The organism is Dokdonia sp. R78006, from assembly GCF_042466145.1.
GTDB lineage: Bacteria > Bacteroidota > Bacteroidia > Flavobacteriales > Flavobacteriaceae > Dokdonia.
Genome location: NZ_JAXHBU010000001.1, coordinates 2,756,311 through 2,782,363, shown reverse-complemented (window position 1 = coordinate 2,782,363; position 26,053 = coordinate 2,756,311). Strand labels below are relative to the sequence as shown.

The following is a 26,053-nucleotide window of genomic DNA, read 5'->3' as shown; positions in this document are numbered from 1 at the left end:
CAGTTTCTATCAAAAAACTCTATCCGTTTATGTCTCTATACTCACTAGCACTTGTAATATCTCAGTTTAGCTTAATCTTCCTCATCATATGGAACGCGAAGTCCATACATTGGGATCTACCCTCTTTAAGTGTACAATTACTAGGCATATTTATAGCTCTTTGGGGCATTTACAATATCCGAATAGGAAATTTCAATATTCAGCCAGAAGTAAAGTCCGAGGTTCTTGTAACTAAGGGAATCTTCAACATTTTAAGAAACCCCATGTACACAGGTATCCTATTAGTTTTTCTGCCTGTGGTTATAAGAGGTGACCATCCGTTTCTCTGGATTTGCTATGTATTATTATTTATCGTCCTTATTCTCAAGATATATAAGGAAGAAGCTTTCTTGGAGGAAAAATTTGGTCAGTCTTATTCAGTATACAAGGCTCGCACATGGAGAATATTGCCATACATATTCTAATATGACAAGTGGTTTGAGGATGATTTTGTGGGTTATTTACGCTTTCGCGAAAGCGTAACAACAACAACTACCAATACCGTTAATATTAACAATCTCTTATAGTGCTACTCACTTTCTATTTAGGGCGCAAAGCGGTAAATTTGTTGCTTTGTAAAAATGTATGATAGATCACGAAGAACGTATTGAAGTTTATGGTGCTCGCGCCCACAACCTGAAGAATATAGATGTAATGATACCGAGAGAAAAACTCGTTGTGATTACAGGATTATCTGGAAGTGGAAAGAGTTCGCTAGCTTTTGATACCATCTATGCAGAGGGACAACGTCGTTACATAGAAACGTTTTCTGCATATGCACGACAGTTTCTAGGAGGATTAGAACGTCCAGATGTAGACCAAATTCTAGGGCTTTCTCCAGTTATTGCTATCGAGCAAAAAACTACTAGTAAAAGTCCGCGATCTACCGTGGGAACCATTACAGAAATTTACGATTTTTTACGTCTCCTTTATGCGAGAGCGGCAGATGCCTACTCTTACAATACGGGCGAAAAGATGGTAAGTTACAATGACGAACAAATACAGAAGCTCATTACAGAGAGTTTTGAAGGTAAAAGGATTAACATCCTCGCTCCTACCATACGCTCGCGTAAGGGGCATTATAGAGAGTTATTTGAACAAATTGCAAAACAGGGTTTTGTTAAGGTTCGTGTAGATGGTGAGGTTAAGGATATTGTAAAAGGATTAAAAGTAGACCGATACAAAGTACACGATATTGAGATTGTAGTAGATCGCATGCTTGTAAAAAAGGGTGATGACGATGATAAACGCTTGCGCGAAAGCATAAATACCGCAATGTATCACGGTGATGATGTGTTGATGGTGCTTGACCAAGACACGCAGGAAGTACGTTATTTCAGCCGAAACTTGATGTGTCCTTCTACAGGAATCTCATATCCTAATCCAGAACCAAATAACTTCTCCTTTAACTCCCCTAAGGGAGCTTGCCCTAATTGTAATGGTATAGGAGAACTATACAAAGTAAACCCTAAAAAGATAGTTCCAGACCCAAAACAGTCTATTAACGCTGGCGGACTAGATCCTCATGGACCTAAGAAGAACAACTGGATCTTTAAACAACTTCAACTTATTGCAGAGAGGTTTGACTTTAAACTCACAGACCCAATAGAAAAAATCTCTAAAGAGGCCATGGATTTTATATTCTATGGTGGAAATGAAAAGTTTTCTGTTTCCTCAAAGCAATTAGGCGTTACTAGAGATTATAAAATTGATTTTGAAGGGGTAGCAAATTTTATAGAAAATACCTTTAATGATAGCGAGTCTACTTCTCTTGTACGTTGGGCAAAAGGATACATGGATAAGGTAGCCTGTCCTGTATGTGAAGGATCAAGATTGCGCAAAGAATCACTCTACTTTAAAGTTGATGATCGCAGTATTGCAAACCTTGCTTCTATGGATATTCTTGAACTACAAGAGTGGTTTAAGACAGTAGAAAAACGACTATCTAGCAAGCAATTACAGATTGCATCTGAGATAATTAAAGAAATAAATTCAAGAATACAATTCCTTGTAGATGTAGGACTTACATACCTTAACTTAAATAGAAGCTCTAAGTCATTATCTGGAGGAGAGGCGCAGCGTATCAGGCTCGCTACACAGATAGGATCGCAACTTGTAGGCGTGTTATACATACTAGATGAACCTAGTATTGGACTACATCAACGTGATAATGAAAAACTTATTAATTCGCTTATTTCTCTACGTGATATAGGTAACTCTGTCATCGTTGTAGAGCATGATAAAGATATGATTGAGCGTGCAGATCACGTGATTGATATAGGGCCAAGAGCAGGACGTTTTGGAGGAGAAATTATAAGCGAAGGAACTCCTGAAGATTTGCTTAAGCACCATACATTAACAGCACAATACTTGAATGGTGAGAAAGAAATTACCATCCCAAAACAACGCCGAAAAGGAAATGGTAAGTTTATAGAGCTCAAAGGAGCGACAGGAAACAATCTTAAAAATGTTTCTATTAAAATTCCTTTAGGTAAAATGATTGCTGTGACAGGAGTATCCGGTAGTGGTAAGTCTACGTTAATTAATGAGACGCTCTACCCTATCATGAATGCTCATTATTTTAATGGTGTAAAAGTACCTATGCCTTACAAGAGCATCAAGGGACTTGACGAATGTGATAAAGTAATAGATATAAATCAAACACCTATAGGGCGTACACCTAGATCTAATCCTGCAACGTACACTAAAGCCTTTGACGAAATAAGAAGTCTCTTTGCAAAAACTCCTGAGGCACTTATACGAGGTTATAAACCTGGACGTTTTAGTTTTAACGTTACTGGTGGTCGCTGTGAGACGTGTAAAGGTGGAGGTTTAAGAGTGATTGAGATGAACTTCTTACCAGACGTTTATGTAGAGTGCGAGACCTGTCAAGGAAAACGTTTTAATAGAGAAACCTTAGAAATTCGTTATAAAGGAAAATCAATTTCTGATGTTCTTGAGATGACTATGACCGAGGCAGCAGATTTTTTTGAACCTATTCCAAAAATATATCGCAAACTTAAAACGATAAAAGATGTAGGATTAGGCTATATTACGCTTGGACAACAGAGCACAACCTTATCTGGCGGTGAAGCGCAGCGTATTAAACTTGCGTCTGAGCTGAGCAAGAGAGATACTGGGAATACCTTTTACATACTAGATGAGCCTACCACAGGACTTCATTTTGAGGATATTAGGGTATTAATGGATGTACTCAACCGTCTTGTAGATAAAGGAAATACCATCCTCATTATTGAGCATAATCTCGATGTTGTAAAAACGGCAGATCACATCATAGATATAGGATATGAAGGAGGAAAAGGTGGTGGCGAGGTAGTTGCCGTTGGTACTCCAGAACAAATAATTAAAAAAAATAAAGGATACACAGCCCAGTTCCTAAAGAAGGAAATGGCATAAAACTATATTTACAATATGGTTTTAAATTAACAACACTAAATATAATTATGAGCAACGAAAATAGACCTAAAGGCTGGAACGAGAAAAAAACAAATGATTCTTGGGCTATCTTTAAGATAATGGGAGAATTTGTAAATGGATTTGAAAAAATGAGCCGTATAGGTCCATGTGTATCCATTTTTGGAAGTGCGAGAACAAAGCCGGATAATAAGTATTACAAACTAGCTACTGAAGTTGCCGAAAAAATTGCAGATAACGGTTATGGTGTAATTACTGGTGGTGGTCCAGGTATCATGGAAGCGGGTAACCGCGGTGCACACCTTGCAGGAGGAACATCTGTAGGGCTTAACATTGAACTTCCTTTTGAGCAACACGACAATCCATATATTGATAGTGATAAGAGTTTAGATTTTGATTACTTCTTCGTGCGTAAAGTGATGTTTGTAAAGTACTCACAGGGATTTGTAGTAATGCCAGGAGGTTTTGGAACTCTTGATGAGCTTTTTGAAGCAATCACACTTATCCAAACACATAAAATTCAGAAGTTTCCTATTATTCTTGTTGGTACAGAGTTTTGGGGAGGACTTATGGATTGGGTAAAGACAACTTTGCTTGATAGTTTCCAGAACATAAGCGCTGGAGATATGGATCTTATACACCTTGTAGATACTTCAGATGAGGTAATTGAGGTGCTTAATAACTTCTATGATGAATACCAATTAAGTCCTAATTTCTAAAGGTGTTACGCTTTCGCGAAAGCGTGAAAACCACATATAAAAGTAAAACAGCTTTATCTATTACAAATTAACACATTCCCTTTCTAGTTGAGACACACCCTAAAATCTCTGTATGTTTTTATCTCATTGCTTCTCTTAAGTATAGTAGCCACGAGTCAACATACCATGGAAATTAATGCACAATTAATTCCAGACGAAAGGGCTATACATCTCAATCATACAATCACTATCACAAATACGTCTAGTGATGCGTGGAACGATGTATACTTAACAGACTGGGCACATAGTTTTTCTAGTAAAACCACACCACTAGCAAAGAGATTTTCTGAGTCTTTTGATAAGAAATTTCATCTTGCACCTGATAGTGATCGTGGTTTTACTAAAATGACTTCTATTGCGGGTCAGGAAACAATTCTTCAATATACAAGACCAAAAAAACACCCTGATATCATCAAGGTTTTGTTACACGAACCGCTATCACCAGGCGCTTCTGTAAGAATGACCCTTGATTATACTGTAGTACTTCCAGATGTAAAATTTACAGACTACGGGATTACTAAAAATGGTGATTATAACTTGAGATATTGGTTTGTAACACCTGCCGTATATAACAATGGCTGGGAGTATTATAGCAACAAGAATCTTAACGATCGTTATTTTCCACAAACAGATATACGCTTACAATTTTCTATTCCAAGAGGATATCAACTAGTCACAGACCTTGAGCAAAATAACATTAGCAGTTCACATATTCAAGGTGAGAGACTTACTGTGCTTACAGGTAAAAGTCGCACAGATGCTAAGATTTTTTTACTTAAAAACTCAAACTATGAAGAGGTTCAAACAGATTATGTAACCATTGTATCTAATCTGCATGACTACAGAATTCCTTCACCATTAAGAGCTTTAATATCTGACCGCATTGCAGGTCATTTGCATAAAAATTTAGGTCAATATCCTTTTGATAAAATTCTTGTTACAGATCTTGACTATAAAGAACAACCAGTGTATGGGCTTAATCAGCTACCTAGTTTTATAAGTCCGTTTCCTGATGGCTTTCAATATGAAATTAAGCTTCTTAAAACAACGATTAACAACTATGTAAATAACACACTTCTTGTTAACCCAAGAACAGATAGATGGCTCATTGATGGTATTAAGGTCTACATGTTGCAAAATTATATGGACACTTATTATCCAGACCTCAAGGTTGTAGGTTCTTTAGAAAAATACTGGCTAGTGCGCCAGTTCTATGCTTCAGAACTAGAATTTAATGATCAATTTAATATTTTATCTACTCATATATCTAGATTAAATCTTGACCAGCCACTAGATACACCGTACGACAAGCTTATTAAATATAACAAGAATATAGGCTCTTCATACAAAAGTGGTGTAGGACTTAATTACCTGAATGATTACATAGGAGATAATAAACTTGATGAGATTATTAAGAACTTTTATCAAAAATATAAGTCTCAACCACTCACGTCATCGCAGTTTGAAAAGGAGGTAAACTTGCAAACTGATGAAGATGTAGATTGGTTTTTTGAAGACTACATAACTTCTAATAAACGGATAGATTATGCTTTAAAAAATTCTAAAATTAAAGGCGATTCTATTTATGTTGATGTAAAAAAGAAAGAGCGACGCTCCTCTCCTATTTCTATATATAGCTTTAAGAATGATAGCCTTACAAGTAAGCGCTGGGTTTCTGGCACTCAGAAAATAGAAACACTTGCATACTCAAAAGAAGAAGCAGATAGGTTTGTTTTAAATTATGAGAATATCATTCCTGAAAATAACCTGAGAAACAACTACGAGAAACCCAATGCTTTTTTGAGCGTGGATAAACCCGTACAACTCAAATTCTTGCAAGATTTTGAAAACCCTGCAAAGAATCAGTTGTTTGTAATGCCCGTTGCTCAGTTTAATATATATGATGGTTTTATTCCTGGCGTGAAGCTCTACAATAAAACACTTTTAACAAAAGCTCTTAATTACAAAATAGAACCTCAAATAGGTTTAAAGTCTAAAAAGCTTATAGGTAGCGCTTCTATATCGTATAGACATGACTATCAAAATCAAGGACTGTACGCATTGAGATATGGGATTTCTGGAAATCGTTTTTCTTATGCACCAGATTTATTATTTACAAGAGTTACACCGTTTGTAAATATGTCTTTTAGAACTTCAAACCTTAGGTCAAATAAGCGCCAGAGTGCATCTGCACGATTTGTAAGTGTACAACGACAAGAAGACCCCCTAGTCGCATTACCTACTCCTAATTATGATGTACTTAACTTAAGATACACAAGATCAAATCCGGGAATTATTCATACACTAAACGTTACAGGAGATTTACAGTTTGCAAAAAACTTCGGGAAAGTATCTGGTAATATATTTTATAGAAGACTCTTCCTTAATAATAGACAATTAAATGTGCGCTTATTTGGCGGTGTATTTACCTACAACAATACACAGGCAGATGGCAACTTTTTTAGCTTTGCGCTAGATCGACCAACAGATTATTTATTTGATTACAACTACTACGGGCGATCTGAAGATAGCGGTTTATTCTCTCAACAAATTATCATTGCCGAGGGTGGTTTTAAATCACAGCTTGATGATGTAGCCCCTGTATTTGCAAATGACTGGATGTTTACAGCAAATGCAAGTACCACCCTCTGGAAGTATTTTTATGCTTATGGCGATGTTGGGGTAGTTAAAAATAAGAAAGCAAACGGAAGACTTGTGTATGACTCTGGGATTCAAGTAAGTCTACTTGATGACTACTTCGAACTATATTTTCCTTTGTACTCTAATTTAGGCTGGGAAATAGGCCAACCTAACTATGACCAGAAGATTAGGTTCCAACTACAAATAAGTTTTGATACGGTGATAAGACTTTTTTCACGAAAGTGGTACTAAAGATTCTCAAAAAGGACCGTTTAAGTTGTCATATTCTTAATAAAATCAAAAAATCTTGATTTTTGTTGAAAATGGACTGCGTAAAAAGCACTTCTAATGCGAAAATTATAAGTATTTAACGCAGCTACATATTGCATTGTGGATATGTTTTGGCTATTTTTACAATCAAATCTTTTAAACTTATGGCAATTACTTCTAATACCAAAGCAGCATTATCTTATGATGACTTTAAAGAATCTGTTCTTGAAGATTATCGAATCGCTGTTACTAGTAGAGAATGTAGTCTTTTAGGACGTAGAGAAGTCCTTACAGGAAAGGCAAAATTTGGAATTTTTGGTGATGGAAAGGAGCTTCCACAGTTAGCATGGGCACGCGCTTTTAAAAATGGTGACTTTAGATCTGGATATTATAGAGATCAAACGTTCATGATGGCCATAGACCATTTATCTATAGAAGAATTTTTTGCTGGTTTATATGCACATACAGATATAGCATTTGACCCTATGAGTGCTGGAAAGCAAATGGGTGGTCACTTTGCAACACACAGTCTTGATAATGACGGTAACTGGAAAAACTTACTAGCTCAAAAGAATTCAAGCTCAGACATCTCTCCTACTGCTGGACAAATGCCTAGACTTTTAGGACTTGCGCAAGCTTCAAAAGTATACAGAAACGTTGCCGAAACTCAGAAAGAAAACTTCTCACATAATGGTGATGAAGTTGCTTGGGGAACGATAGGTAATGCTAGTACAAGTGAAGGTTTATTCTTTGAAACTATAAATGCTGCAGGTGTACTTCAAGTACCTATGGTAATAAGTGTTTGGGATGATGAATACGGAATTTCTGTTCACGCTAGACACCAAACTACAAAAGAGAGTATCTCTAAAATTCTTGCTGGTTTCCAGAGAGACGAAGAGGATAACGGATACGAGATTATCAAAGTAAACGGATGGGATTATCCTGCACTAGTAGATGCATATGAACGTGCTGGAAAAATAGCTCGTGAGGAGCATGTACCAGTTTTAGTCCATGTTGTTGAGCTTACACAGCCTCAAGGGCACTCTACTTCTGGATCTCATGAACGCTATAAAGATCAAGATAGATTACAATGGGAACGTGAGAATGACTGTAATGTACAGTTCAGAAGCTGGCTTATTGATCAAGGTCTAGCTACAGACGAGGAACTTACTGTTATAGATAAAGATCTTAAAAAGAAAGTGCGAGATGGCAAGAAAGCTGCTTGGGAAGCATTTTTAAGACCTATTAAAACCGAAAAAGATAAAATCACAACAATCCTTGAAGCACTTATCAAGAGCTCAAGTAACGGAAGTTTTATAAAGCCACTTTTTGAAAAACTTGTAGAAAATAAGGAATCTCTTAAATGTGATTTACTTAGTACAGCGCGTAAGGCTTTACGTCTTACTATAGGTGAGGAATCTGATACTCACAAAGAACTCGCAGCATGGATTGATAACTATATTGCAACAATTCAACCACAGTACAGCGCACACTTATACAATGAAAATGGTAATGGTGCGACTTCAATAGAGGCTGTTGCTCCTACTTATGGGGAAGAAAACCTTGTAGATGGTCGCGTTATCTTAAGAGATAACTTTGATGCTATCTTTAGCAAATATCCTAATACACTAGTTTTTGGAGAAGATGCTGGAGCCATTGGTGATGTAAACCAAGGGCTAGAAGGAATGCAAGAGAAATACGGAGAGCATAGAGTTGCCGATGTAGGAATACGTGAAGCAACGATACTTGGTCAAGGAATAGGAATGGCGATGAGAGGCTTACGCCCTATTGCCGAAATTCAATACCTTGATTATATTCTATATGCAATCCAGATTATGAGTGATGATCTAGCGACATTGCGCTATAGAACTCATGGTAAACAAAAAGCACCACTTATCGTAAGAACTCGAGGTCACAGACTAGAGGGAATATGGCACAGTGGATCACAAATGGGAGCCATCGTACATCTTCTTAGAGGTATGTACATTCTTACTCCTCGTAACATGGTGAAAGCTGCTGGTTTTTATAACACACTATTAGAAAGTGATGAGCCTGCACTAGTTGTAGAATGCTTAAACGGTTACCGATTAAAAGAAAACTTGCCAACTAACATAGGAGAATTTAAAACTCCAATAGGTGTTGTCGAAACTGTAAAAGAAGGGACAGATATCACAGTCCTTTCTTACGGAAGTACACTGCGTATCGTTATGGAAGTTGCAAAAGAACTTCTAACTGTAGGTATCAACATCGAAGTAATTGATGCACAATCTTTATTACCATTTGACCTTAATCACGATGTTGTTGAGAGTATAAAAAAGACAAATCGTTTTATCGTTATAGATGAAGATATGCCAGGTGGAGCTAGTGCTTACTTACTTAATGCGGTATTAAATGAGCAAGATGCTTACAAATATCTAGATAGCAAGCCAGAAACGATGACCGCTAAAGCACATAGACCAGCGTATGGTACAGATGGAGATTACTTCTCTAAACCTTCGGCAGATGATATATTTGAGAAAATATACAGTATGATGAACGAAGTTAATCCTTCTAGTTTTCCTACTTTGAGATAAGAAACTTAGTCTAAATATAAAACGAGATACATTAATTTGTATCTCGTTTTTTTTTACGCTTTCGCGAAAGCGTAATGAGTTCAAACCATAAGAGAACATCGTTTATACTTGATTACTCTCGTAGTGTAATACTATATCCTTTTGCCTCGGTAACTCATAAATTTCTTCAATTATCCGAATACCCTCATCAATAATCATTATGAAATCATTTGTGGAAGTCGCTTTATAGAGTTTTCTATAATTAGCCATTTGATTGCCGTGCTTATCATTTTCGTAAGGCTTTATAAATCCTTCATTTAGAAGTCGCTCAATTTGTATGTTCGATAGTGTATCTTTTACTTTTAAAAATTCATTAGATACAGCCTCACACCATATTTCACCAGAGTTTGTAAGTAGAAGATACTGTAGGTAGTAGTTTTCGAAATCCAAAATCACAAAACTTCCATCCTGCTTCTTTTCAATGGACTTTAGAAAGTTTTCTTTTAAACCAGATATTTGCTCTGGATATTTATATGTATCTAAATCTTTTACTATTGGTTTGTCATAAAATTTAGTGACTTGAATTATCACAAAAAATAAGACTAAGCTACCTATAATAAGAATTAAGAAATAATAGACTTCTGACATAGTTGACTTTTTCCTGCGCTTTCGCGAAAGCGTTACTAACTAATATTACTCCGTTAGAATATACTTTTAATCTAGCTCCTATTCTGGATATTCAATCCTAAGGTGATAAATGTTATTAAGCTTCTTTTTAAGTACTTTCTTAATCTGCTGAATTTCTTTGAACGTAATATTTGCATTTAGAAACTGCCCTTCATCCATTTGCTTCTTGATTATCTTTTCTACAAAAGCATCTATAAGTGTTGAAGTTGGATTTTTAAGACTCTTGGAAGCAGCCTCTACACTATCTGCCATCATTAGTATCGCAGTTTCTTTACTAAAAGGTAACGGTCCTGGATATTGAAAATCTGTGATTAGTGTGTCTTCATTAATTTCCTTTTCCTTAAAATAAAAATATTGAACAGTACTGGTACCGTGATGCGTGCGTATAAAATCGATTACACGATCTGGTAAATTGTATTTGCGTGCGAGTTCAATTCCATTAATCACGTGATCTATTATTATACGCGCACTTTCTTTTGGCGATAAATCATCGTGACTATTAATACCTGTAGCTTGGTTTTCTGTAAAATCTGTGGGGTTTTCTATTTTACCAATATCATGATAAAGAGCTCCTACCCTAACAAGCATGGCGTTTGCACCTATTTCATTTGCTGCTGCTTCAGATAAGTTTGCCACATTGAGACTGTGGTGAAAAGTACCAGGAGCTTCATCTGCGAGGCGCTTGAGAAGCTTTGAGTTAGTATCTGATAATTCTAATAGTGAAACATCACTCACCAAACCAAAAACCTTTTCATAAATATAGATGAGCGGCTGTACAAATAGTGTTGCTAGACCAGCGAGTAAAAACATACCGAAGTCTTCCCACTGCAGCCCCTCCATTCCACCTTCACTTATAATATTAAATGCAAAATATGCTAGAATATAAATGAGTGTAATTTGACTTATGGAAATAAAGAGATTTGCTCTTTTATATAATTCCGGTATTGTTAAGATAGTTACGATACCCGCAATGACTTGTAAGAAAAAATATTCAAAACTATCTGGCACTATAAATCCTAATAATAGTATTGCAATTACATGTGTAAAAAGTCCCAATCGAGCATCAAAAAATGCTTTGATAATGAGTGGTAGTATACACATAGGTACTGCATATACATACTGAGGACTCCACTTTACAACTATCGTTGTAAGAAGCACCATCACTAGAACATTAAAAAATATAAAGGTTACTTTAGTATTATTTAAAAATACGGATAGCCTATATGTACGTATAAAAAGAAGCAACATTACGAGTGCTAGCAGCACTAATAAGATGTATCCAAAAAGCACCCAATTATAACGCGAATCACTTATGTTTTGCGACTCGTATTTGGCTTTTAGAGATAGTAATTTTTGCAGATTATCACCTTCTACGAGTTCTCCTCTTGCTATCACAATACTTCCCTTAGGTACTATATTGCGTGTTTCTGAAATCTGACCAAGCTCTATATCAAGTGTCTCCTTTGTAAGAACTTCATCTAACGAAACATTTGCTTCTAGTCCATCAAAATAAAGCTGAAGATATTTATTTGAATATGCTGCATAAGCACCATTCTCAATGACAGATGTAAGATCATCTGTTACATTATTAAGCACTGAAATTTGGTTTAACCTCATTTCATATACTTCATTTCCTTTTTTTATAAAGATTAGTCGGCCAGAATCATAGACAGGTTTGTTTTTTATAACCCCAGTTTTGTAAACTCCTTTTAGCAAATTACTTCCATACCTTCTCAATTCTGGTTTTGGAAATTGATAATCAATACTATCAGGAAATACCTTATCAAAATTCTCATCATAAGATGCTATGATGTTATCTACAATGCCTTGATTATAATTAAAGTACACTGCAGATTGAGACTTTACCTGACTACGTTCTTCTTCAAGTTCTGTAGTACTCTTTAGAATGGCAAAATCTTCATCTGCATAAAGATTTTCATACTGCCACGGAAATCCCTTTTGAATCTCGTATTGGAATTTTCCGCTTTTCGGAAAAAAATAAACAATAAATCCTGCACAAATGAAGACAAGCAAGAGCTTGTAGATGAGATCTTGATGTTTATAAAACTTTTGTGCAGTGCTGCTCATAGGGTTGTCTAGTATGAAGCTAAAGTACTAAATTATTATCGCTTGATATACCACTTAGAGCGTCGCTATAGATTCTAAAATCTTCAAATTTTCCTTACATTCGCAAGAGAAAAATTTAGTACTTCAAACACACAAATATATGAGTAAGAACGTTGTTATAGTTGCGGCTGCACGCACACCGATAGGGAGTTTCATGGGAGCTTTATCCTCTGTTACTGCTAGTAAACTTGGATCAATCGCTATAAAAGGCGCTTTAGATAAAATTAACCTTGACCCCTCACTTGTAAGTGAAGTATATATGGGTAACGTGGTACAAGCTGGTGTAGGCCAAGCACCTGCTAGACAAGCTGCACTAGGAGCTGGAATTCCAGATACTGTGCCTTGTACTACTGTAAATAAAGTATGTGCTTCAGGAATGAAAGCTGTGATGATGGCTACACAAGCTATTGCTCTAGGAGATGCAGATATTGTTGTTGCTGGTGGAATGGAAAACATGAGTCTTATTCCTCATTATGTTCAGTTACGTAATGGACATAAATTTGGACCGCAGACTATGGTAGACGGTATGCAAAAAGACGGTCTTGTAGATGCTTATGATGGTAACGCGATGGGTGTATGTGCAGATGCATGTGCAACTGAATATAAATTCTCACGTGAAGATCAAGATGCTTATGCTATCCAATCTTATAAGCGTAGTGCTGCTGCTTGGGAAGCTGGAAAGTTTGATAATGAAGTAGTACCAGTTCCGGTACCACAAAGACGTGGAGATGATGTTATCGTATCTCGCGATGAAGAATTTACAAATGTAAAAATGGAAAAAATTCCTGCTTTACGTCCTGCATTCTCAAAAGACGGAACAGTAACTGCTGCAAATGCATCTACAATTAACGATGGCGCTGGTGCTGTAATCGTAATGAGTGAAGAAAGAGCAAAAGAGCTTAACCTTACTCCACTTTGTACTATAAAAAGTTATGCAGATGCTGCACATGAGCCAGAGTGGTTTACTACTGCACCTTCAAAAGCATTACCTAAGGCTCTTGCAAAGGCAGGTGTAGCTCAAAGCGATATTGAGTTTTTTGAGTTTAATGAAGCATTCTCTGTAGTAGGTCTAGCAAATATGAAAATATTAGGCTTAACAGACGAAAACGTAAATGTAAATGGAGGAGCTGTTTCTTTAGGACATCCATTAGGATGTAGTGGAGTGCGTATTCTTATTACACTCATGAATGTATTGAAGCAAAATGATGCAACACTAGGTGCTGCCGCGATTTGTAATGGTGGTGGAGGTGCTTCTGCCATGGTAATAGAAAATCACAAATAAGAATAGTTATACCCTATGCGATACGGTATTTGCCAGCTTAGTATAGTCCCTATGCGCGCCGAACCTTCGGATCCTAGCGAACTTGTAAATCAAGTTCTATATGGTGAACATTTTAAGGTTGTGGAGCAACGCAAGCAATGGAGCCGTATTAAACTTTCTCATGATAAATATGAGGGATGGATTGATAATAAGCAATACGTAGAGATTAGTGAGGAGGAGTACGCTTTCGCGAAAGCGCAACAAACCATACTCACCACAGATCCTGTACAATTTATCACAACAGAACATAACCAACTACTTACGGTAGTGCTAGGTTCTTCTGTTGAAAATATTGCGCTTCTTAAAGATTCTTACGATGGCAATAGTCACACTGGAAAAACATCCAGAACGCAGCTTGTGGAAACAGCACTACTCTATCTGAAAACTCCATATCTGTGGGGCGGAAGGACAACCTTTGGTATAGATTGTAGTGGTTTTACTCAAATGGTGTATCGACTTAATGGCTTTGACCTTAAAAGAGACGCTTCACAACAAGCAACACAAGGTGAAGCATTAAGTTTTATAGAGGAAAGTGAACCTGGTGATCTAGCATTTTTTGACAATGCAGAGGGATTAATTACGCACGTAGGTATTATTATGGAAGACAATTATATCATACACGCTCATGGCGAAGTGAGAATTGATCGCTTAGATCATTCTGGTATTTATAATGTACATAAGGGTGTACACACTCATAAATTAAGAGTGATTAAGAAAATTATATAGTTTAGATTTAAAATATCTCACAAAAAAATAGCCACTCAAATGAGTGGCTATTTTAATTTATAGAAGATAGAAGATTAGTTTCCTCCTTCTAGTTTTTCAATGTTTGCTTTCATTGCATCTGCCTTAGATGTTTCACCTAGTTGCTCATAGATTCCGTAAAGAGATCTTGCTACATCAAGGTAATCAGGCTTTGCTGTTAATGCTTTTTCTAAGTAAGGAACAGCATTCTTGTAAACATCCTGACGTTTAAGTTTTAAAGCATCATACTTGTCATAGTCTGCTTTTGAAGTTCCTAAACTGTTCATCTCATCCACAATTGCACGCTCATCAGATAAGATAAGAACAGCAATGTTATTATAAGCTGCAGCATATGTAGGATCAAGCTCAACAGCCTTCATGTAATATTCCTTTGCCTTTTCCTTATTTCCTTGTTGATCAGAACTTACACCTAGGTTATATAATAACTCTGGATTGTTAGGGTCTTTCTCAAGAACTTTTGCAATTACTTCCTGGTACTTATCCATTTTCTTCATCTTAAGGTAGATATCTGCCTCAGAACGTAATAATAAGATATCATCTGGATTCTCTTTACGAGCATCTGCCATTGCAGCAAGTGCCTTTTCATTTTCATCCTTAGAGATGTAGATAAGAGCGATGTTTTTTGCAATCTCCGCACTTTTAGAATCTCCTAACTGCTCTTCTGGTTTTACGTGAGTTTTAGCAAGTACTTGAAGATCTCTTTCTTGTTTGCTTGCGAAATTTTCAACTTCGCTTGTCTCAACATTAGTTGCTACGTAAGAAACTTCTCTTCCTTTAAAACCTAAGTCTTTAAGCTGCTCATAATAACCTAATGCAGTATCGTAATCTTTTCCATTGATTGCGTTTGATGCTGCAAAGTATAAGTATACAGTATCCTTCTTACTTAAGTTATATGCTTTTTCAAGTTTTGTTGCTGCACTTGCATAATCTTGACCATTTTGATCTGCTACTGCACCGTTGATGTAGGCATTTGTAACATTTGCAAGACCTGCTTCTGCTTCATTACTGTACTTAGTATCCTTTAGATCTGAATAAGCTATTGCTGCTTTTTCTAGATCCTCTTGATTTTGATTATCTACTCCTAAATATGCCTGAGCTTTAAGAAGCATGAACTTCTCTTTTGTTTTCTCATCCATATTAGTTGTAAGAGCTTCGGCAGCTCCTAGTAGCGTTTTTGCTTCAGTATAGCTTCCAGACTTAATAGCCTTCTCTATAGCTTTAACTTCCTTTTTCTGTGCAAATGCCATTGATGTTGCGGCAAGTGCTATTGCTAAAAATAGTTTATTTTTCATTGTAATGGTTTAATTAATATAAGGGTTTCAAAATTACTACTTTTTTATCAACCCTTGATTATCGCTACTCCTCTTCATCAGATGAGTTTTGTTCTTGGGCTGTTGACTCTCCAGTAGGGTTCTCAGTAGTTTCACCTACTACTCCTTCTAGATCTTCTTCATCTATTGCATCATCGTCGCTTTTTACTTTAGCAACAGCTGCAATGGAATCATTTCCTTTAAGATTTATAAGTCTAACACCTTGTGTTGCTCTACCCATAACTCTAAGAGAAGCTACTTCCATTCTTATGGCAATACCAGATTTATTGATAATCATAAGATCATCCTCATCTGTTACATTTTTAATAGCTACAAGTTCACCGGTTTTCTCTGTTACAGAAATAGTTTTTACACCTTTTCCTCCACGGTTAGTAATTCTGTAATCTTCAAGACTACTACGCTTACCATATCCTTTTTCTGAAACAACTAGAATATTGCTTTCTACGTCATTTACAGAAACCATACCTATGACCTCGTCTTGATCATTTGCAAGAGTTATGCCACGAACGCCAGAAGCGTTTCTTCCCATAGGTCTTGTCTTGCTTTCTTCAAAGCGTATCGCCTTACCAGACTTAAGTGCAAGCATTACTTGACTTTCTCCTGTAGTAAGTTTTGCAGATAGTAATTCATCATCATCCTTAATGGTAATTGCATTAATACCATTAGTACGAGGACGAGAATATTGCTCTAAAGCAGTCTTCTTCACTTGTCCTTTTTTAGTAGCCATGATGATAAAGTGATTATTGATGTATTCCTCATCTTTTAAATCACCGGTACATACAAATGCTTTTACTTCATCATCTTGCTCTATATTGATAAGATTTTGAATCGCACGACCTTTTGAAGTTTTACTACCTTCTGGAATTTCAAATACACGCATCCAGAAACATTTTCCTTTTTGTGTGAAGAATAACATGTACTGGTGGTTTGTACCCACAAATAAATGCTCTAAGAAATCCTCATTACGAGTAGTAGATGCTTTTGTACCTACTCCTCCTCTATTTTGTGTTTTATATTCTGTAAGTGAAGTTCTCTTAATATATCCAGCATTTGAGATGGTAATTACCACTTTCTCATCTGGAATAAGATCTGTGATACTCACATCTCCTCCAGCATACTCAATAACAGAACGACGCTCATCACCATATTTATCTTTGATTTCTTGAAGCTCTTCTCTAATGATCGTCATACGACGTTCTTTATGAGCAAGAATATCCTTTAAATCATCAATAGTTTTCATGATCTCGTCATACTCTGTACGCAACTTGTCTTGTTCCAGACCTGTAAGTTGACGTAAACGCATCTCTACAATCGCCTTTGCTTGAATTTCAGAAAGCTTAAAGCGTTCAATTAAGTTGTTACGAGCTTCATCACCGTTTGCACTTGCACGTATAATTGCAATTACTTCGTCTATATTATCAGATGCTATGATGAGTCCCTCAAGAATGTGAGCACGATCTTCAGCTTTTTTAAGCAAGTATTCTGTACGTCTCACTACCACTACGTGACGGTGCTCTACAAAATGATGAATCATGTCCTTAAGATTAAGCATCTCAGGACGCCCATTAACTAAGGCAATGTTATTAACACTAAAAGAAGATTGTAGTGCAGTATATTTATAAAGTTTATTAAGAACGATATTAGGAATACCATCACGTTTAATTACATAAACGATACGCATTCCATTACGGTCAGATTCATCACGAATAGCAGAGATCCCTTCGATCTTTTTATCGTTAATCATATCTGCCGTTTTCTTAATCATATCTGCCTTATTAACTTGATATGGTATCTCCGTAACGATGATACACTCACGACCTTTAACTTCTTCAAACTCTGCCTTTGCACGCATTACAACACGCCCACGACCAGTTTTAAAAGCTTCTCTTACTCCGTCATAACCATAAATGGTACCACCAGTAGGAAAATCTGGAGCTTTTACATGCTCCATTAGTTCATCTATAGTAACGTCATTATTATCTATGTAAGCATGAATCCCGTCTACAACTTCAGAAAGGTTGTGTGGAGGCATATTTGTAGCCATACCCACTGCAATACCAGAAGCACCATTAATAAGTAAGCCTGGCACTCTTGTAGGAAGCACCGTAGGCTCCTTAAGAGTATCATCAAAGTTAAGTTGATGATCTACAGTGTCCTTATCAATATCTGCAAGCATATCCTCAGATATCTTTTGCATTCTAGCCTCCGTATAACGCATTGCTGCTGGGCTATCACCATCCACAGACCCAAAGTTACCTTGACCATCTACGAGCATGTAACGTAAGCTCCATTCTTGAGCCATACGCACCATAGCGTCATATACAGAGGTATCTCCGTGTGGGTGATACTTACCTAATACTTCTCCTACTATTCTAGCACTTTTTTTATGAGCACCGCTTGCTCGTATTCCTAACTCGTGCATCCCAAAAAGAACACGACGGTGTACTGGTTTAAGACCATCGCGTACATCGGGTAATGCACGTGACACGATAACCGACATCGAGTAATCGATGTAAGCAGATTTCATTTCATCTTCAATATTAATCGAGATCAGCTTTTCTCCTGCAGCCATATATAAATTGATTAGATTTTATGTCAAAATTTTACTAGCTAGCAATGTAAGCATTTTGAAGGTTTTTTAAGGGTTCACGCTTTCGCGAAAGCGTACTATTTATCAACAAATTTTAACAAAGTCTTTTAATAACTACCTAAAGCCCTTGAAGGCAAATTGTCAGGTATTTTTGGTAATTTGGACTAATGACTGTAAGCGGAATGATTTTTGAACCAGTTTGCTTAAATTTACCTTAGAAAGAGAAGATAGATATGGACGATAATTTTTCACCAAGAGTAAAAGATGTGATTGCTTATAGTAAGGAAGAGGCCTTGAGATTAGGTCATGACTTTATAGGTACGGAGCACTTACTACTTGGCTTATTAAGAGACGGAAGCGGTAAAGCAATCGATATTTTAGGAGCTTTAAATATAGACTTAGAGCACTTAAGGCGTAAGGTTGAGATACTAAGTCCGGCAAACCCCAACTTGAACTTACAGAGTAACGATAAGAAAAACTTACACCTTACTCGCCAGGCAGAGCGTGCACTTAAGACCACATTCTTAGAAGCAAAGCTTTTTCAAAGTTCATCAATAAATACGGCTCACTTATTATTATGTGTATTGCGTAATGAAAATGACCCTACCACAAAACTGCTCAATCGACTTAAAGTAGATTATGACAGTGTAAAAGACCAATTTAAATTAATGATGGCAAACGAAAGCGATGAATATATAGAGCCTATTAAGTCAGAATCTTTTAGTGATGATGCCGATAATAGCGATGAAGGATCAAAAGAAAATCCTTTTAACAGCCCTACTACTCCTAAAGGAGGAAAGAAAAGTAAAACACCTGTTCTAGATAACTTTGGTAGAGACCTTACTGCAATGGCAGACGAGGGTAAACTTGATCCAGTAGTAGGACGCGAGAAAGAAATAGAACGTGTCTCTCAGATTTTGAGCAGACGTAAAAAGAATAACCCTCTTTTAATAGGAGAACCTGGAGTAGGTAAATCTGCTATTGCAGAAGGACTTGCTTTACGTATAGTTCAACGTAAGGTATCTCGTATCCTTTTTGACAAGCGTGTAGTTACTCTTGATCTTGCTAGCCTTGTGGCTGGAACAAAGTATAGAGGACAGTTTGAAGAACGCATGAAAGCTGTGATGAATGAGCTTGAGAAGAATGATGATATTATTCTTTTTATTGATGAAATTCACACGATTGTAGGTGCAGGTGGAGCAACAGGATCTCTTGATGCATCAAATATGTTTAAACCAGCTTTAGCTCGAGGCGAAATACAATGTGTTGGAGCTACTACGTTAGATGAATTCCGTCAGCATATAGAAAAAGATGGAGCCCTAGAGCGTCGTTTCCAAAAAGTAATCGTAGAGCCTACAACAGTTGAAGAAACTATTGAAATCCTACAGAACATTAAAGGAAAATACGAAGAACACCATAACGTAACGTATACGGATGAGGCTATTGAAGCTTGTGTAAAGCTCACTAATAGGTATATGACAGACAGATTTCTACCAGACAAGGCTATTGATGCGCTGGATGAGGCTGGATCTCGTGTGCACATTACAAATATAGATGTCCCAAAGAAAATTCTAGAACTAGAAAAGAAGCTAGAAGAAGTAAGAGAACTCAAAACATCTGTTGTTAAAAAGCAGAAGTATGAAGAGGCTGCGAAATTAAGAGATGACGAGAAAACCTTAGAAAAGGAACTCGCAATCGCTCAAGAGCGCTGGGAAGAAGATGCGAAGCTTCATAAAGAAGAGGTATCTGAAGATAATGTTGCAGATGTAGTCAGTATGATGACGGGAATCCCTGTTAATCGTATTGCACAAACAGAAAGTAACAAACTTGCCGAATTACCTGCTATCATTAAGAAAAATGTAATAGGTCAGGACGAAGCAGTTGCTAAAGTGGCTAAGGCTATACAACGTAACAGAGCAGGATTAAAAGATCCTAATAAGCCTATAGGTTCATTTATTTTTTTAGGACAAACGGGTGTAGGTAAAACGCAACTAGCAAAAGTCCTTGCAAAGGAACTATTTGATAATCAAGATGCACTCATACGTATTGACATGAGTGAGTACATGGAGAAATTCTCAATATCTAGATTAGTTGGAGCGCCTCCTGGATACGTAGGTTATGAAGAAGGAGGACAACTTACAGAAAAAGTGCGTCGCAAGCCTTATGCAGTAGTACTTCTTGATGAAATAGAAAAAGCGCATCCAGATGTGTTCAATATGCTATTGCAAGTACTAGACGATGGTTTCTTAACAGATTCTTTAGGTCGTAAAATCGATTTTAGAAATACAATCATCATTATGACGTCTAATATAGGTGCAAGAAAACTCAAAGACTTTGGTCAGGGAGTTGGTTTTGGCACCGCTACTCGTAAAACTCAAGTAGACGATAATGCTAGAAGTATTATCCAGAATGCACTTAAAAAGGCCTTTGCACCTGAGTTTTTAAATCGTGTAGATGATGTTGTAGTATTTAATGCACTTGAGCGTGAGGATATTCATAAAATCATTGATATCGAACTTGCAAAACTATTTACTAGAATTAAAGACTTAGGATATGACTTATCTCTTAGCGAAAAAGCTAAAGATTACATAAGTGATAAAGGATTTGATAAAGAGTATGGAGCAAGGCCGCTTAAGAGAGCTATTCAAAAATACATTGAAGATGCACTAGCTGAGGAGATTATAAATTCTCAACTAAAGGAAGGTGACAGTATCTTCATGGATTTTGATGAGAAGAAAGAAGAACTAGTCATTGATATTAAAAAAGCAGCACCTACAGAGTCGTAGTTAAAGCCACATATTTATAAAAATCCCCGAAAGGTCTAATTGACTTTTTGGGGATTTTTTTATTAAAAGTACTATGCACACATAGTTAATGTATTGATAAATAGATTATTATATTAGGTATTATTATTATCTTAAATGTCTAAGTCCCCCATGTACCTATGACACAACCAATAGAACACCACTTAAGTTTATCATTCGGAGAGATAACTGTCTATAACGATTATGTTTACACTGTTATGAACGAAGGCATAACAGTATCACCAAATCTGAACGATATTCTCCTTGCTGTAGCCGAAATCTATTATAGTGATAGAGAATTTGTCTATATAACTCACAGAATTAACTCCTACTCCATTGACCCTATTGTTTACATAGAAACTTCAAAAATTAAAAACTTAAAAGGTTTTATAGCCGTTTGCCCAAACAAGAGTCTTATTGAATCTTTTAGAATTGAAAAATTATTTTTTGAAAAGCCTTTTGCTGTTTATCAAACGCTAGATGAGGCCTTAGTCTATAAGGAAGAATTGCTCTCTGGTAAACAATGATTTTTTTGTGGTAAATACTTTTATCTTATTTAAAAAAGAAAGAGTTTTGCGCACAAATTAATTCCCCCTACAACTCTTGAAAAATATTAAAGAATTTGAATTTGGAAAAATCCAAATTGAAGACAATTTCGTTATTGGTATTATGAAAGAAGGCTCTCATGTAGATAGAGAGTCTAACCAATTACTACTATCATTTTGCAATGATTATTTTAATGATAGACCATTTGGTTACATTTCGTATAGACTCAATTCATATTCAGTAGACCCTACGGTATATATGGATGCAGGTAATCATCGTGGTCTTAAAGCCATCGCTGTGGTTTTTGATAATCCGCTTATTAAATCCAATGTATTATTAGAAAAGCAATTTTTTAACCAACCCTTTGAGTCTTTCAATACTGTAGATGACGCAAAGAATTGGTTATCTCAGCTGCTAGTTACATAGTCACTAGTAAAGATCATGAGGGTCTATATTAAGACTGTTTAAAAACTCCTTCCCTTTAAAAATATCTTCAGAGAAGATGCGATCTTTTGCAGCAAAAGGAACAACTTCTCGATAACTCTTTACAAAAGCCTCTAGAAAATCAGAGGTTTTTAAGGGTGCTCTATAGTGTAATGCTTGTACAGCATTAAGGAGCTCGATAGATAGTAAGGTTTCTATATTATCAACAACACGTAATAGTTTTGTCGCAGCGTTTGCCCCCATGCTTACATGATCTTCTTGACCATTTGAAGAAACAATTGAGTCTACGCTTGCAGGTGTACATAATTGCTTATTCTGGCTCACGATACTCGCCGCAGAATATTGGGTGATCATCATACCACTATGAAGTCCTGGACTATCTACGAGAAATGGAGGTAACCCTCTGAGCCCACCTATTAGTTGAAATACGCGGCGTTCACTAATACTCCCTAATTCTGCCATTGCAATGCACAAAAAGTCTAAAGCTAGCGCTAGTGGTTGACCGTGAAAATTTCCTCCACTTATAATTTTATCATCTTCGGGAAAGATATTTGGGTTATCTGTAACGCTATTGATTTCAGTTTTAAATGTTTTAGTTGCAAATTGAATAGCATCCTTAGATGCACCGTGCACTTGCGGAATACATCTAAAAGAATACGGGTCTTGTACGTTATTCTTTTCCGTCTCAGCAATGGTGCTTCCATCTAGTAATTCGAGGATCCGCTCTGCTGTTTTAATCTGTCCGCTATGCGGTCTTACAAAGTGCACTAATGGATCAAAGGGTGATAGATTACAATTAAATGCATCAATAGATATTGCTCCTATGAGATCTGCCATGTAAGAAAGCTTATGACATTTTAAAAGAGCGTATACTCCGTATGCACTCATAAACTGTGTTCCGTTTAAAAGAGCAAGTCCTTCTTTTGAGTGAAGCGTTATAGGTTCGAAACCATATTTAGACATTATTATACTAGACGATTCTACATGCTCGCCGTTCCAAACAAGCCCCTCGCCTATTAACGGTAATGCAAGATGCGCAAGTGGCGCTAGATCACCACTAGCACCTAGCGAACCTTGCTCATATATTACTGGTAGGATATCATTATTATAGAAATCTAATAATCGTAACACTGTATTAATATGTACACCACTATGACCATAACTTAGAGATTGAATCTTAAATAAGATCATTAATTTTACGATATCCTTAGGTACGTAATCTCCAGTACCGCAAGCGTGAGATCGCACAAGATTTTCTTGGAGGTGCGTTAAGTTTTCATCGCTTATTGCGACATTACAAAGACTTCCAAAGCCTGTATTTACACCGTATACAGGCACTTTACTAGACGCTATCTTTTTATCTAGATAACTTCTAGAAGCACTAATGTTATGAATACTTTCTTCACTAAGCTCAAGGATTTTGTGCTCAGATATTATTTCTGAAATAGTCTGTAAATTGAGAATATCATTACTGATATAATGTATTGTTGACATAAGGGGAAGTTTTGCTGCAATTTCGTAAAAAATATATAGATAATTGTGAATTTTTCAAATACAGCTCACTTACTTCTATAATACACCCTAGCTAATTATAAAAAATCATAACACGCAATTAATAACTAACTAATAAAGAAACTCTTACTGAAATAATATTTCATACTCGTAAGTAATTACGGTTATTAATATCGCAATAATAAATTGCGCATTTTTTGTAAATGGGTCATAAATCAACGAAGCCTTCAATTATAACTAATTGAAGGCTTCGTTGAAAATAATTTACTGTTATTTAGTAGGTGGTTTAGATGGACGCACTTCTATTTTACTAGGTAATGTTCTTGGATGCATTTTAAGGAGATCAACGGTAATCTGACCAAGATCCTCTGGTTGTATGCGCCAGTCAGTACCTTCCTCTGGTGATCTACCTCCAAAATGGCTACTTACAGAACCTGGCATAATGGTAGTCACTTTTACATTATCTTGTCTTAAGTCTAACATAAGCGCTTGTGAGAATCCTGTTAAGCCAAATTTGCTCGCGTTATAAGCTGTTCCTTTTTCAAAGAAATTTGTTCCCGCAAGACTAGAAATTGTAAAAATATATCCTTCTGTTTTTTTAAGTGCTTCAAGTGACGCTTTTACTGAGTAGAAAACTCCTGTAAGATTGGTATCTATGGTCTCATCCCATTGTTTTATAGACATATCTGCAATACTCTCAAAATGCCCTAAACCTGCATTTGCAATGAGTACATCAATTTTTCCAAATTTATCTAGTACTGCTTTTACCGCATTTTGCTGGCTTTCATAGTTCCTTACATCTGCAGCAATACCGAGAATGTAATTATCATTTTCAGTTAGTTCATGAGCTGCTTCTTGAGCACCTTTCTCATCTCTTCCCGTGATTGCAACCTTCATCCCTTGATGCAACAAGGCTTCGGCTATACCGCGTCCTATACCTTTAGTTCCACCAGTTATTAATGCGACTTTATCTTTTAATGATTCCATGATTACGTGTTTTTTATAAAGATAATCACGCTTTCGCGAAAGCTAACAAGAAATTTTCTTAAACTAAATCTAAAAAAGTGACACCTTTGCAAACAACTTAATCTGTAATCAAATGTCTATTAAATATATCTATTCGCTTCTTGTTATTACCATTTTACTATCCTGTAAATCTACTAGCCTACTTCCAGAGAACACGCAAGAAATACAGCAGTTTAACTTTGTAAATGAAGTGATTATTCCTGCCGACGCTATGTATGACGGAGTAGCTGTGGGTGGTTTATCTAGTATTGATTACGTGGATGGCAAGTGGTATATTATAAGTGACGACAGAAAAGATCCGCGATTTTATATTGCAGATATCAAGATTGAAAATGGCAAGTTACAATCACCAGTTTTCACATTTATGGTGAACCTCAAGGACACCTTAGGTATTGCTTTTAAGAGTGGTCTGGCTGATCCAGAATCTCTCCGAGTTACTCCATCAAAAGACATTATATGGTCAAGTGAAGGAAATATAAGCAAGGGTATTAATCCGTTTATAAGAATATCAAGTATAGACGGAGCGTTTAAAAGTGCTATTGTGATTCCTTCTAGATATCTTGTTCAAAACGATCTTGCTAGTGGGCCGCATAATAATGGAATTTTTGAAGCGCTTACTAGAAATTACGATAACAATGGCTTCTGGGTAACTACAGAATTACCACTTAAACAAGATGGCATAGTGCCAACTGCTAGTGATGCAAACTCTCCCGTGCGTATTGCATACATAGATCATGAACGCAACACTTTTACTAGAGAGTATGCTTACATACTAGATAAAGTGGCTAGGAATGGGAAGCTTGAAGTAAATGGTGTGACTGAAATTTTGTCATATGACGAACACTCTTTTCTAGTTCTTGAACGGTCTTATGCTTCGGGTCATGATGACGGTGGAAATGACGTTAAGATTTACCAAGTTTCTACAAAAAATGCAACAGATATAAATGACTTAAACAGTCTTTCTAATTCCTCTTATATCCCTGCTACAAAGAAGCTGTTATTGGATTTTAGTAGCGTGCGCAGTCAGCTCACAGATGGTATTGTAGATAATATTGAAGGAATGACTTTTGGTCCTAATTTTGAAAATGGAAATAGATCACTAGTCGTTATCTCTGATAATAATTTTAACTCCTTTGGAAAACAACTTAGTCAGATAATCCTATTTGAAATTAAGTAAAAGTTACTCTTTGATGAGTAGGCTTATTA

Annotated in this window: 17 protein-coding genes; 11 read left to right on the top strand and 6 right to left on the bottom strand. The window is 36.4% G+C overall.

The window, feature by feature from the left end:
• The first annotated feature begins 29 nt into the window (after positions 1-29).
• From SJY37_RS12340 to SJY37_RS12320, 5 genes are all read left to right on the top strand, one after another.
• Complete coding sequence (locus SJY37_RS12340) at positions 30-464, top strand: methyltransferase (protein ID WP_366519232.1); 435 nt, start codon at positions 30-32, stop codon at positions 462-464.
• 160 nt (positions 465-624) lie between these two features.
• The gene (uvrA, locus tag SJY37_RS12335; RefSeq protein WP_298324933.1) at positions 625-3,456 is read left to right on the top strand and encodes an excinuclease ABC subunit UvrA; all 2,832 of its coding nucleotides are present in this window, start codon (positions 625-627) and stop codon (positions 3,454-3,456) included.
• Positions 3,457-3,503: 47 nt separating this feature from the next.
• Positions 3,504-4,193 (top strand): TIGR00730 family Rossman fold protein, encoded by a 690-nt coding sequence (locus SJY37_RS12330; RefSeq protein WP_035337030.1) that lies wholly within the window; start codon positions 3,504-3,506, stop codon positions 4,191-4,193.
• A gap of 165 nt (positions 4,194-4,358) precedes the next feature.
• On the top strand, positions 4,359-7,124 hold the full coding sequence (locus SJY37_RS12325; protein ID WP_298324926.1) for a metalloprotease: 2,766 nt from the start codon (positions 4,359-4,361) through the stop codon (positions 7,122-7,124).
• A 182-nt stretch (positions 7,125-7,306) separates the two neighbouring features.
• Entirely contained in the window at positions 7,307-9,715 is a 2,409-nt protein-coding gene (locus SJY37_RS12320) for a thiamine pyrophosphate-dependent enzyme (protein ID WP_298324923.1), read from the top strand.
• Positions 9,716-9,817: 102 nt separating this feature from the next.
• Here SJY37_RS12320 and SJY37_RS12315 read toward each other — a convergent pair whose 3' ends face one another.
• Together SJY37_RS12315 and SJY37_RS12310 are read right to left on the bottom strand one after the other, a co-directional pair.
• Complete coding sequence (locus tag SJY37_RS12315) at positions 9,818-10,342, bottom strand: hypothetical protein (RefSeq protein WP_298324920.1); 525 nt, start codon at positions 10,340-10,342, stop codon at positions 9,818-9,820.
• 78 nt (positions 10,343-10,420) lie between these two features.
• The gene (locus tag SJY37_RS12310; RefSeq protein ID WP_298324916.1) at positions 10,421-12,469 is read right to left on the bottom strand and encodes an HD family phosphohydrolase; all 2,049 of its coding nucleotides are present in this window, start codon (positions 12,467-12,469) and stop codon (positions 10,421-10,423) included.
• A gap of 139 nt (positions 12,470-12,608) precedes the next feature.
• Between SJY37_RS12310 and SJY37_RS12305 the strand changes: the two genes are divergently transcribed.
• Both SJY37_RS12305 and SJY37_RS12300 read left to right on the top strand, forming a co-directional pair.
• On the top strand, positions 12,609-13,790 hold the full coding sequence (locus SJY37_RS12305; RefSeq protein ID WP_298324914.1) for an acetyl-CoA C-acyltransferase: 1,182 nt from the start codon (positions 12,609-12,611) through the stop codon (positions 13,788-13,790).
• A 15-nt stretch (positions 13,791-13,805) separates the two neighbouring features.
• Positions 13,806-14,555, top strand: a complete 750-nt coding sequence (locus SJY37_RS12300) for a C40 family peptidase (protein ID WP_298324911.1) — start codon at positions 13,806-13,808, stop codon at positions 14,553-14,555.
• Between the two features lie 74 nt (positions 14,556-14,629).
• Here the strand turns inward: SJY37_RS12300 and SJY37_RS12295 are convergent, their stop codons facing one another.
• Both SJY37_RS12295 and gyrA read right to left on the bottom strand, forming a co-directional pair.
• Positions 14,630-15,886, bottom strand: a complete 1,257-nt coding sequence (locus tag SJY37_RS12295; protein WP_298324908.1) for a tetratricopeptide repeat protein — start codon at positions 15,884-15,886, stop codon at positions 14,630-14,632.
• Between the two features lie 64 nt (positions 15,887-15,950).
• Complete coding sequence (gene gyrA, locus SJY37_RS12290) at positions 15,951-18,497, bottom strand: DNA gyrase subunit A (protein WP_298324904.1); 2,547 nt, start codon at positions 18,495-18,497, stop codon at positions 15,951-15,953.
• Between the two features lie 251 nt (positions 18,498-18,748).
• Between gyrA and SJY37_RS12285 the strand changes: the two genes are divergently transcribed.
• The 3 genes from SJY37_RS12285 (at position 18,749) to SJY37_RS12275 (ending at position 22,291) form a co-directional block, all read left to right on the top strand.
• The gene (locus SJY37_RS12285; RefSeq protein ID WP_298324899.1) at positions 18,749-21,301 is read left to right on the top strand and encodes an ATP-dependent Clp protease ATP-binding subunit; all 2,553 of its coding nucleotides are present in this window, start codon (positions 18,749-18,751) and stop codon (positions 21,299-21,301) included.
• A gap of 158 nt (positions 21,302-21,459) precedes the next feature.
• Positions 21,460-21,846 (top strand): hypothetical protein, encoded by a 387-nt coding sequence (locus SJY37_RS12280; RefSeq protein WP_298324896.1) that lies wholly within the window; start codon positions 21,460-21,462, stop codon positions 21,844-21,846.
• A 76-nt stretch (positions 21,847-21,922) separates the two neighbouring features.
• A complete protein-coding gene (locus SJY37_RS12275) occupies positions 21,923-22,291 on the top strand; it encodes a hypothetical protein (RefSeq protein ID WP_298324893.1) in 369 nt (122 codons plus the stop codon).
• 3 nt (positions 22,292-22,294) lie between these two features.
• Here SJY37_RS12275 and hutH read toward each other — a convergent pair whose 3' ends face one another.
• Both hutH and SJY37_RS12265 read right to left on the bottom strand, forming a co-directional pair.
• Entirely contained in the window at positions 22,295-23,803 is a 1,509-nt protein-coding gene (gene hutH, locus SJY37_RS12270) for a histidine ammonia-lyase (protein ID WP_298324890.1), read from the bottom strand.
• A gap of 288 nt (positions 23,804-24,091) precedes the next feature.
• Complete coding sequence (locus SJY37_RS12265) at positions 24,092-24,808, bottom strand: SDR family oxidoreductase (protein WP_108878766.1); 717 nt, start codon at positions 24,806-24,808, stop codon at positions 24,092-24,094.
• 112 nt (positions 24,809-24,920) lie between these two features.
• Between SJY37_RS12265 and SJY37_RS12260 the strand changes: the two genes are divergently transcribed.
• A complete protein-coding gene (locus SJY37_RS12260; RefSeq protein ID WP_298324886.1) occupies positions 24,921-26,024 on the top strand; it encodes an esterase-like activity of phytase family protein in 1,104 nt (367 codons plus the stop codon).
• Positions 26,025-26,053: the final 29 nt, after the last annotated feature.